Raw genomic sequence first — 8,338 nt, 5'->3', positions numbered from 1 at the left:
CGCCGTACGAGCTGATCTACCTGCCCGCGCTCGAGAGCGGCGCCTTCACCGAGGTGGAGGCGGCCGGCTCCCTGCGCGTGCTGCAGCGCACGTCAGGCGCGGCCGGCGACCCGCTCGTCTGAGGTCTCGCGGCAGCCGCACTCGAGCGCAATCTCGTCGAAGTGCGGGGCCAGCGAGGTGCCGCGCATGATGCCCGAGCCCGGGGTGGCGTGCCCGTAGGTCTCCCCCAGCGCGTCGACGGCCAGCACCACGGCCGCCGCCGTGTACGTCGTGTGCTCGTGCGGCCAGTGCACGTTGCGCGGCTCGTCGGCCGGGCCCGGGCGGCGCGGGTCGTCGTAGACCCAGCCGGTCCAGTAGCGGCCGTCGTCCTCGCGCAGGTGCTGCACGTCGCGCAGGAGCGCCAGCGCCTTGCGCGAGGACTCCAGGTCGCCGACGGCGTCGAGCGCCATCGCCAGCTCGCAGGTCTCCGCACCGGTCACCCAGGGGTTGGTGTCGACGCAGTGGATGCCGAGGCCGGGGACCACGAAGTCGTCCCAGCGCTTCGCGAGCAGCTCGCGCGCGGCCTCGCCGCGCACCGGGCCACCGAGGACCGGGTAATACCAGTCCATGGAGTACGACGACTTGTCCGCGAACTCGTGCGCGTGCGAGCGCACGGCGTGGCCGAGCCGGCCACCGGCGAGCTCCCACTCGGGCTGCGGGTCGTCCATGAGGTCGGCGAGGGCCACCCCCGCACGCAGCGAGTGGTAGATGCTGGAGTTGCCGGTCAGCAGGCAGAAGTCGTCGACGGGCGTCCACCGGATGCCGCCGAACGGCTCCTGCAGCGAGACCACGAAGTCGAGCCCGGCGCGCACCGAGGGCCAGTACTTCTCGACGAAGCGGATGTCGCGGCGCACCAGCCAGTGGTGCCACAGGCCGACGGCGAAGTACGCCGACATGTTGACCTCGCCGCGCTCGTCCTCGGGCTCGCCGCCGACGATCTTCATCGGCCACGAGCCGTCGGCACGCTGCATCGTCGGGATCCACGCGTAGGCGCGCTCGGCGGCCTCGACCTGGCCACCGACGAGCATCGCCATCGCGGCCTCGACGTGGTTCCAGATGTCGACGTGCTCACCGGTCGTCCACGGCACGGCGCCCCACGGCTCCTGCATCGCGGCGATCGCGGCCGCGGTGTCGGCGACGTCCTGCGCCGACAGCACGCCGTCGACGTAGGGCAGGCGGCTCAGCGGGACCTCGGGCACGGTTCCCTTCGTCACGAGGCCTCCGGCTTGCGGAAGTAGAGGACCATGCTCTTGCCGACCAGGGGATCGAGCACCTTGCCGGCGAGGCGGAGCGCCCGGGGCTGCTTCATGATCTCCCACACCAGCAGCTGGTGGTAGGCCTTCGCGAGCGGGTGGCCGTCGTTCTCGACACCGACGGCGCACTTGATCCACCAGTACGGCGTGTGCAGGCCGTGCGTGTAGGACTTGCCCTCGAACACCATGGCGTCACCGGGGGTGCCATCGTTGGGGCGGCCGCCCTTGGTGACCTTGTCGATGAGCTCGAGGTCGGTGTAGATGCGGATGTGGCCGCCCTCGGCGTTGTGGTAGTCCGCCGACAGGCGCCAGTTGACGACCTCCGGCAGCCAGCGGGGCACGGTCACGGCCAGGGTGCCGCCGGGCCGCAGGACACGGATCAGCTCGCGGATCGCGGAGACGTCGTCGTGGATGTGCTCGAGGACCTCCGAGCACACGACGCGGTCGAACTCCTCGTCGGCGAACGGCAGCGCCAGGGCGTCGCCCTGCTTGATGTCGGCCTCGGCGCCCTCGGGCACCTCGCCGGCCTCCTTCATGGCGACGAACAGGTCGCGGACCTTCTCGAGCTCGTCGGCGTCGAGGTCGAAGGCGATGACGTCCGCGCCGCGGCGGTACATCTCGAAGCTGTGGCGACCCGCACCGGCACCCATGTCCAGGACGCGCTCACCCGGCCGGAGGCCGAGGCGGTCGAAGTCAACGGTCAGCATGTGTCAGTTCTCCTCGGTGGTCGGTGCGGCGGCGGCGTTGCGGCCCCGCTCGGCGTCGTACTCGGCGATCACGTCCTCCAGCACCTGGGCGGTGCTGGCCGCGACGGCGCTCCAGCTGAACAGCTCCTTGACCCGGCGGCGGCCGGCGGCCCCCATCTCGGCGCGGCGCTCGGGGTCGTCGAGCAGCGCGGCGAGGGCGGCGGTCAGCTCACCCACGTCGCCGGGCTCCACCACGTCGGCGCACAGCCCGTCGGGACCGACGACCTCGGGGATGGCACCGGCGCGGGACACCACGAGCGGGGTCTCGCAGGCCATCAGCTCCGCGGTCGGGAGCGAGAAGCCCTCGTAGAGGGAGGGCACGCAGGCGAGCTCGGCGGAGCCCATCAGCGCGACCAGCTCGTCGTCGGTGAGGCCGTTGGCGAAGGACACCCGGTCCTCGATGCCCAGCTTGGCGATGAGCTTCTCGGTGACCCCGCCCTCCTTGGGCTTGGTGACCAGGACCAGCTCGAGCTCGCGCTCGGTGACGAGCTTGGCGAAGGCCTCGAGCAGCACGGAGATGCCCTTGAGCGGGGCGTCGGCGCTGGCCATCGCCAGGATCCGGCCCGGGACGCGCGGCTCGGTCGGCGGCACGAAGCGGTCGTCGACGCCGAGCAGGATCGTCTCGATCCGCCCCGGGTCGACGCCGAACTCGCGCACGACGTCGCGCTTGGACGACTCCGACGGGACGATCACCCGGCGCAGCTGCGGGGCGGTGCGCTTCTGCTGGTTGAGGAAGGAGTACCAGCGCCACACACCGAGCTTCGGCAGCTCGACGCGGATCCTGGAGCCCTGCTTGCGCCTGAGCCACGGCGCCGCGGCCAGCTCGATGCGGCGGTCCATCGTGATCGGGTGGTGGATCGTGGTCGCCAGCGGCAGGCCGACAGTCGAAGGGCCCTCGATGCCCAGCAGCGGCGTCGCCAGCGTCTGGTTGTCGAAGACGATGTCGAAGTCGTCGCGGCGCTCCGCGAGCAGCTTGACCACGCGCTTGCTGAAGGTGACCGGCTCGGGGAAGGCCCCGCTGCGCATGGTCAGCCACTCCTCGACGTCGACGAGGTCTCGGAACTCGCTGGGGCGCGGGTTCCGGAACTCGTCACCGGGCCGGTAGAGGTCCAGGCTCGGCACCTTGGTGAGGGTGACGCCCTCGTCCAGCTCCGGGTAGGGCTGGCCGGAGAACACCTCGACGGTGTGGCCGAGCGCCACGAGCTCGCGGGTGAGCCGGCGGATGTAGATCCCCTGTCCCCCGACGTGTGGCTTGCTGCGGTAGGACAGCATTGCGATCCGCATTCAGTTACCTCTCCCCTTCACTAGCTCCCGGGGAGCAGGGCCGAAACAAAAACGTAGTGGAACGTGTTCCAAATTATGCGCTACCTGCCGGTAGCCTATCGACTGGGTCCGAACAACCCGCCTCGTCACACCACTCCAGGGGGTCAGTCCGTGAGCATCGCCAACCCGTCCACCTCCGACGACCTCGGGTCGGCAGCACAACGGGAGCGCCGCAAGCGGATCCTCGACGCGACCTACGAGCTCGCCAAGTCCGGCGGCTTCGACGCGGTCCAGATGCGCGCCGTCGCCGAGCAGGCCGACGTGGCGCTCGGCACGCTCTACCGGTACTTCCCCTCCAAGATCCACCTCCTGGTGAGCGCCCTGGGCCGGCAGTTCGACGAGGCCGCTGTCCGCCTGCGCGAGCGGGAGATCCCGGGCGACACCCAGGCCGACCGCGTGCTCTACGTGCTCAAGCGGATGGCGCGCGGCATGCAGGGCGACCCCAAGCTCACCGAGGCCCTCACCCGCGCCTTCATGTTCGCCGACAGCAGCGTCGCCAACGAGATCCACGTCGTCGGCATGGCGATGACCTCGATCGTGACCCACGCCATGCACGGCGGCGTGGCGGGCGAGGAGGCGGTCGACGACGAGGACGTCGCCATCGCCCGCGTCATCGGTGACGTGTGGCTCTCCGCGCTGGTCTCCTGGGTGACCGGCCGCTCCTCCGCGGCGGAGACGGCCGCCCACATGGAGACCGCGATCAGGCTGATCCTGCGCGACTGAGCGCACGATCAGGCGCCGAAGGCGTGGGTCGAGGTGACCCCGCCGTCGACGGCGATCTCGGCGCCGTTGACGTACGACGACTCGTCGCTGGCCAGGAAGACGTAGACCGGGGCGATGTCGCCCGGCTGGCCGACCCGGCCCAGCGGCACCTTGCTGGCGCCGAACTCCATCGCGGCGTCACCGCCGTGCACCCGCGTCATCGGGGTGTCGATCATGCCGGGGTGCACCGAGTTGACCCGGATCCCCTTCGGGCCGAGCTCCATCGCGGCGCACTTGGTCATGCCCCGGATCGCCCACTTGGTCGCGGCGTAGGCGGTGCACGACGGCATGCCGGCCAGGCCCTCGACGGACGAGGCGTTGATGATCGAGCCGCCGCCGTTCTTGCGCATGGTGCGGCTGACGGCCTGCATGCCGAGGAACACGCCGAGCTGGTTGACCCGCCAGACGAGCTCGACCTCCTCGGGCGACTGCCGCTCGATGTCACCGAAGCGCAGGATGCCGGCGTTGTTGGCGAGGATGTCCACGGGCCCGAAGCGGGCGTTGGTGTCCTCGACCAGCGCGGTCCACGAGGCCGCGTCGCTGACGTCGTGGTGGGCGAAGTGCGCGGCGTCGCCGAGCCCGTCGGCGAGGGCCTGGCCCTCGTCCTTGGCGACGTCGGCGATGACGACCTTCGCGCCCTCCTCCACGTAGGCGCGCGCGATCGCCGCGCCCTGGCCCTGCGCGCCGCCGGTGACGATCGCGACCTTGCCTTCCAGCCGTCCGGCCATCACACGCTCAGCTTCATGATCGAGTCGGCCGCGAAGCCGACGTTCGGGTCCCGGTCGGCGAAGAAGCCGCCGAGCTGCTTGTCGAGGTCCTCGCCGGTCCACAGCTCGCCGGAGGCGTCGAAGCGCTGCTCCACGACCGGTGCCGCGACGAGGGCCACCATGCCGCCGTACACGACGAAGACCTGGCCGGTGATCCGCTCGGCGGCCGGCGAGGCCAGGTAGGCGACCAGCGGCGCAACGTGGTCGGGCGAGTACGGGTCGACCTCGCGGCCGGACTGGTCCTCGCCGAAGACGGCCGCGGTCATGGCGGTGCGGGCGCGGGGGCAGATCGCGTTGGCGCGCACGCCGATCTTCGACAGGCCGCGGGCGCTGGACAGGGTCAGCGCCGCGATGCCGGCCTTGGCGGCGGCGTAGTTGGGCTGGCCCGGCGAACCACCGAGGAAGGCCTCGGAGGCGGTGTTGACGATGCTGCCGTAGACCGTGCCGGTCTCGCTCTCCTTGGCCTTGCCGCGCCAGTACGACGCCGCGTTGCGCGAGAGCAGGAAGTGCCCGCGCAGGTGGACCGCGATGACGGCGTCCCACTCCTCGTCGGACATGTTGAAGAGCATCCGGTCGCGGGTCATGCCCGCGTTGTTGACCACGATGTCGAGGCCGCCGAGCTGGTCGACAGCGGCCGCGACCATGGCGTCGGCCGTGGCCCGCTCGCTCACGTCGCCCGGTACGACGACCGCCTCTCCCCCGAGGCTGCGGATCTCCTCGACCGCGTCGTCACCGGCGCCGGGCAGGTCGTTGACGACGACCCGTGCCCCGGCGCGGGCCAGCGCGACCGCCTCCGCGCGGCCGAGGCCGGCGCCTGCGCCGGTCACGATCGCGACCTTGCCCTCCAGCGACGTCGTCGCGTCCGTCATGCTCACTCCTCAACCAGCGTGATCGCGGCCCGCGGGCACGCGGCGACCGCACGCCGGACGTTCTCGATGTTCTCGTCGGTGGTCTGCTCGGTGTGGAGCTGGAGGAAGTCGTCGTCGTCCAGCTCGAACACCTCGGGTGCCATGGCCTCGCACAGGCCGTTGGACTCGCAGAGGTCGAAGTCGACCTTGATCTTCATGTCTCGCCTCTCAGGTCATCTTCCGGTGGTCCCAGGACGCGACCCGGTCGGGGTGGATCACCACGCCGACCCGCTTGGTCGCCTGCTTCTCGACGGTCCTCATGCCGATGTCGCCGAGCGCCTCGAAGGAGTCGACGCCGAACATCCGCACCGAGACCGCCTTGCCGATCTCGAGGATCTCCTCGCGGTCGCGGACGATCTCCGCGCGCCCCTCGATGGAGACGCCGCGCAGCTCGAAGTAGTCGACGCCGTCCTCGACGAGGGCGGTGACGCGCGGGTCCCGCTCGAGGTTGACGACCTTCTGGCTGCGGCCGTAGGTCCAGAACGCGATCCTCCCGTCGCGCACGACGTAGAAGAGCGTGGTCAGGTGGGGGTGGCCGTCCTTGCCGTTGGCGGCGACCTGGACCTTGAGGTTCTCGTGCAGCAGCTGCTGCACCTCGTCGTCGGTCAGCCGCACCTGGTCGCGTCCGTTGCTCACCTCAGCCCCCTTCCGAGGAGTGGCCCGGGAAGACGTGGGCTGACGGGTCGATGACGACGGCGGCGTTGTTGACGGCGGTCGCCGCCTCGCCGAAGCCGACGGCGATCAGGCGCACCTTGCCGTCGTACTCGGTGATGTCGCCGGCGGCGAAGACCCGCGGCAGCGTTGTGCGCATCGCGCTGTCGACGACGATGTGCCGGCGGTGCGTCTCCAGGCCCCACTGCTGCAGCGGGCCGAGGTCGGCGACGAAGCCGAGCGCGGCGACCACGGCCTGGGCCGGGCGCACGGTCTTCTCGCCGTCGACGGCGACCTCGACCTCGGCGAGCGGGCCGCGGTCTCCCCCGTCGGCGTCGCGCAGGGCGGTGACCTCCGCCTTCGTGACGATCTCGACGCTGGAGGCCCGGACCTCCTCGACGGTGCGCTGGTGGGCGCGGAAGGCGTCGCGGCGGTGGACCAGGGTGACCGACCGGGCGACCGGCTCGAGGTGCTGGGCCCAGTCGAAGGCGCTGTCGCCGCCACCGACGATGACGACGTCCTTTCCGGCGTAGGGCTCGAAGCTGGGCACGAAGAACTCGACGCCGCGGCCGACCCAGCCGTCGGCGGCCGGCAGCGGTCGGGGGCTGAACTTGCCGATCCCGGCAGTGATGACCAGCGCCTTCGCGTGCACGACGGTGTCGTCGTCGAGGGTCAGCTCGACGCCGGTCTCCTCGTCCACGGCGAGGCCGGTCGCGGTGCGGCCGAGGAGCTGCACCGGCTGCGCGGTGAGCGCCTGCGCGACGAGGCCGTCGACGAGGTCGCGGCCCTTGACCGACGGGAAGCCGGCGACGTCGAGGATCGCCTTCTCCGGGTACATGGCGGTGACCTGGCCACCGAGCTCGGGCAGCGAGTCGACCAGCGCGACGCTCAGCCCGCGGAAACCCGCGTAGTAGGCGGCGTACAGGCCGGCGGGACCCGCGCCGATGATGGCGAGGTCGCAACGCACGGTGGTGTCCACGCCGGAACTGTAACGTGTTCTACTTGCTCTTGTCTCGCGGTGCGTCCGTGTCGAGGCCGTCGACGAGCCACCCGTTGTCGGTGTGCACCATCGTCACCAGCACCTTGAACGGCGTCAGCACCGTCTCCGGCTTGCCGTCCCGGGTGCGGGTCACGACCTGGTTGAGGAACACGAGCGCCTCGAGCCGGGTGCGGTTGGCGCGGACGACGCCCTGCGCGACCACGTTGGCCTGGACGACGGTCTTGTTCGCGACGAAGTCGTCGCGGATGTCACCGGCGGTCTTGCGGTACTGCGCCTCGAACTGCGAGGTCATCAGCTCCGCGGCGGCGTCGACCTCCTCGTCGTACTTCTGGAAGTCGACGGCGACGATCTCCTGCGCCGCCTTGGCGGCCGACTCGACGCCGTCCTGGACGGCGAGCTGGTCGGCGACGACCGGACGGTCGTCGGGCACGGTGACCGAGCCTGCGTCGACGGCCTTCGTGCCGCCGTCGTGGCGGATCCACCACACGGCCTGGCCGGCGAGCAGCAGCGCGAGCAAGCCCAGGGCGATGATCAGCACCCGCGTCGTCTTAGGCCGGGCGAGCACGCCCCGGCGGGAGCCGTCCTGCGCGGCCGGGGCCCCTGGCCCGGTCGCGGCAGCCCTCGGCATGCCTTCGCCCTTCGTCAACGAGACACCTGCCGAGGACGGGTGCGCCGTGGCGGTCTTCCCGGCCTTCTCCGCTGCGGGCGTGGCGGGTGTGGTCGACGTGGTGGGCGTGGTCGACGTGGTGGGCGTGCTCGACGTGGTGGACGCGCTGGGCGTGGTGGACGTGCTGGACGTCGTGGACGACTGGCCGGCGATCTTGCGCGGGCGCGGGGTCTGCCCGCGGGAGCTGGCGGGGCGGCGGGGCGTGGGGCGGCTCATCGGGTC

The 8,338-nt window shown here is 71.3% G+C and carries 10 protein-coding genes; 1 reads left to right on the top strand and 9 read right to left on the bottom strand.

The features are described 5' to 3' along the window. Nucleotides 1–92 precede the first annotated feature (92 nt). Genes L615_RS12190 through L615_RS12180 form a run of 3 tightly spaced genes read right to left on the bottom strand, consistent with a single transcriptional unit; the run spans nt 93 to nt 3,322 of the window. Nucleotides 93–1,253 (bottom strand): prenyltransferase, encoded by a 1,161-nt coding sequence (locus L615_RS12190; RefSeq protein ID WP_084254880.1) that lies wholly within the window; start codon nt 1,251–1,253, stop codon nt 93–95. After that, nucleotides 1,250–1,999 (bottom strand): class I SAM-dependent methyltransferase, encoded by a 750-nt coding sequence (locus L615_RS12185; protein ID WP_145725229.1) that lies wholly within the window; start codon nt 1,997–1,999, stop codon nt 1,250–1,252. The genes L615_RS12190 and L615_RS12185 overlap by 4 nt, the downstream gene beginning before the upstream one ends. 3 nt (nt 2,000–2,002) lie before the next feature. Then, nucleotides 2,003–3,322, bottom strand: coding sequence for a glycosyltransferase family 4 protein (locus L615_RS12180; protein WP_145725228.1), 1,320 nt, complete (start codon nt 3,320–3,322; stop codon nt 2,003–2,005). A gap of 150 nt (nt 3,323–3,472) precedes the next feature. On the opposite strand from L615_RS12180, the gene L615_RS12175 reads away from it, so the two are divergent. Continuing rightward, on the top strand, nt 3,473–4,084 hold the full coding sequence (locus tag L615_RS12175) for a TetR family transcriptional regulator (RefSeq protein WP_261376665.1): 612 nt from the start codon (nt 3,473–3,475) through the stop codon (nt 4,082–4,084). Nucleotides 4,085–4,092: 8 nt separating this feature from the next. Here L615_RS12175 and L615_RS12170 read toward each other — a convergent pair whose 3' ends face one another. The 6 genes from L615_RS12170 to L615_RS12145 are packed head-to-tail and all read right to left on the bottom strand — an operon-like array spanning nt 4,093 to nt 8,332. Beyond that, nucleotides 4,093–4,851 (bottom strand): glucose 1-dehydrogenase, encoded by a 759-nt coding sequence (locus L615_RS12170; RefSeq protein WP_145725226.1) that lies wholly within the window; start codon nt 4,849–4,851, stop codon nt 4,093–4,095. After that, entirely contained in the window at nt 4,851–5,759 is a 909-nt protein-coding gene (locus tag L615_RS12165; RefSeq protein ID WP_036516624.1) for a 3-oxoacyl-ACP reductase, read from the bottom strand. The genes L615_RS12170 and L615_RS12165 overlap by 1 nt, the downstream gene beginning before the upstream one ends. A gap of 2 nt (nt 5,760–5,761) precedes the next feature. Next, nucleotides 5,762–5,956 carry a ferredoxin gene (locus L615_RS12160; protein WP_028654259.1) on the bottom strand — a complete coding sequence of 65 codons (195 nt, stop codon included), beginning with the start codon at nt 5,954–5,956 and terminating at the stop codon, nt 5,762–5,764. A 10-nt stretch (nt 5,957–5,966) separates the two neighbouring features. Further along, nucleotides 5,967–6,434 (bottom strand): pyridoxamine 5'-phosphate oxidase family protein, encoded by a 468-nt coding sequence (locus tag L615_RS12155; protein ID WP_145725225.1) that lies wholly within the window; start codon nt 6,432–6,434, stop codon nt 5,967–5,969. 1 nt (nt 6,435) lies between these two features. Continuing rightward, complete coding sequence (locus L615_RS12150) at nt 6,436–7,428, bottom strand: NAD(P)/FAD-dependent oxidoreductase (RefSeq protein ID WP_028654261.1); 993 nt, start codon at nt 7,426–7,428, stop codon at nt 6,436–6,438. 19 nt (nt 7,429–7,447) lie between these two features. After that, nucleotides 7,448–8,332: a hypothetical protein gene (locus L615_RS12145; protein ID WP_145725224.1), complete on the bottom strand. Its 885-nt coding sequence runs from the start codon at nt 8,330–8,332 to the stop codon at nt 7,448–7,450. Between the last annotated feature and the right edge of the window lie 6 nt (nt 8,333–8,338).

This window comes from Nocardioides sp. J9, assembly GCF_007829375.1.
GTDB lineage: Bacteria > Actinomycetota > Actinomycetes > Propionibacteriales > Nocardioidaceae > Nocardioides.
This window is presented reverse-complemented; position numbering and strand designations above follow the sequence as displayed.